4 protein-coding genes are annotated in these 1,830 nt (G+C 41.2%); all 4 read left to right on the forward strand.

Going from position 1 to position 1,830, the window contains the following annotated elements:
* Positions 1-687: FAD-dependent oxidoreductase (locus tag K1F36_RS19415; protein WP_220115277.1), on the forward strand; the 687-nt coding region annotated here is incomplete at its 5' end.
* Positions 688-723: 36 nt separating this feature from the next.
* The gene (locus K1F36_RS19420; RefSeq protein ID WP_008610953.1) at positions 724-930 is read left to right on the forward strand and encodes a hypothetical protein; all 207 of its coding nucleotides are present in this window, start codon (positions 724-726) and stop codon (positions 928-930) included.
* A gap of 11 nt (positions 931-941) precedes the next feature.
* Entirely contained in the window at positions 942-1,190 is a 249-nt protein-coding gene (gene acpP, locus K1F36_RS19425) for an acyl carrier protein (RefSeq protein ID WP_008610952.1), read from the forward strand.
* Positions 1,191-1,295: 105 nt separating this feature from the next.
* The coding region (locus tag K1F36_RS19430; protein WP_258539155.1) for a cation efflux transmembrane domain-containing protein at positions 1,296-1,830 on the forward strand (535 nt) is incomplete at its 3' end.

The raw sequence follows: 1,830 nt of genomic DNA on the forward strand, positions 1-1,830 counted from the left end.
GCAACGGCAACTGATGGCAAAGTAGAATTGAAAGCGGAAAATCTTTCCGGTAAAGAAGAAATGAGTTTAGATGGCGATTACTGCCTTATGGCCATTGGTCGAAAACCATACACCGCCAATTTAGGGCTTGAAAATATAGGAGTGGAAACCAATGAGAAAGGACAGATAGCGGTAGATGAGAACCTCGAAACCAACATCAAGGGTGTGTATGCCATAGGGGATGTAATCCGAGGGGCAATGCTTGCCCATAAAGCCAGTGAAGAGGGCGTTTTCGTAGCCGAACGGATTGTTGGCCAAAAGCCCCATATCAATTACTCGCTCATCCCAAATATCGTGTACACCCAGCCTGAGGTGGCCGGAGTAGGCTTGACGGAAGAAGAACTGAAGAAGGCCAATAAAAGTATAAAAACAGGCTCTTTTCCCTATAAGGCAAACGCACGGGCGAAGATAAGTATGGATACGGATGGTTTTATCAAGGTAATCGCAGATAAGCAGACCGATGAGATATTGGGCGTGCATATGATAGGCCCTCGCATTGCAGACAGCTACACCGAAGCGGTGGTAGCGATGGAATTTCGGGCAGCTGCCGAAGACATTGCAAGAATGTCACACGGGCACCCCACATTTTCCGAGACCTTTAAGGAAGCTTGTCTGGCCGCTACAGAAGACAGGGCATTGCATATTTAATATTTACAATAACCGGCACAATAAAGAATAAAAGAGATGAAGAAGCTTCAGCGATTGACCAAGGAAATTAACGAATTGACATTGAGAATTGAGCAGGAATACCCCGAACTATACCAATATCTTGATGAAAACCCTATTACAATCCCTGATTGCGAAACACCCGAGATTTCCGTTAACTCGTTCGTGGACTATTTAGATAGCCTGAAGTCACTCTTGGAAAGATATATAGAATCGCATAAATAAATGAAGTACAGATGGACGAATTTAAAATAAGATTCAACAAGCTCTTGGTCAATAAATTTGGAATACATCCGAATCAAATAAGACCGGAAGCGAATTTTACGAAAGACCTTGGTGCGGATATGTTGGATATGGTCGAATTGATGCTAGAGTTTGAAAACGAGTTCAATATAGCCATTCCAGATAATGAGGCAGAAAAATTAAACACCATTGGCCAAGCCGAGACATACATTAGGGATATGATTAAAAATACGGATTCGTAACAAAAAATTAAAAAATTAGCGCTTCCAATAAAGCAAAAAGAATCATTAAATAAAATTATCTAGTAACAAATAATAATGAAAAAAAGCACTTTTATAATAACTAAAATGGACTGCCCTTCAGAAGAGCAGATGATTCGAATGAAGTTGGAGTCTTATGCTCAAGTAAAACACTTGGATTTTGATATTCCCAATAGAAAATTAGAAATATATCACGTGGACGGTGTTAAAGCAATACAAACGTCTATAGCCAGCTTAAAACTTGGGGATTCCTTTGAGGGAACCACAGAAGCCGAAACACCCGTAATGGAAGACCAATCCAAACAAAAAAGAATCCTTTGGTGGGTCTTGGGCATCAACTTTGGATTTTTCGTTATCGAAATGACCACAGGTTGGATTTCCTCTTCTATGGGACTTGTGGCGGATTCCTTGGATATGCTGGCAGATTCCATCGTATATGCGTTGAGCCTATTCGCAGTAGGTGGTGCCATTTCAAGAAAAAAGAAGGTGGCAAAATTCAGCGGATACTTTCAGATGGCATTGGCAACACTTGGGTTTGCAGAGGTCTTGCGAAGGTTTTTCAGCGATACAGAAACACCTTTGTTCCAATGGATGATCATTGTTTCAATTTTTGCCCTACTGG

Source organism: Flagellimonas abyssi (genome assembly GCF_019457905.1).
In the GTDB taxonomy this organism is placed as follows: Bacteria; Bacteroidota; Bacteroidia; order Flavobacteriales; family Flavobacteriaceae; genus Flagellimonas; species Flagellimonas abyssi.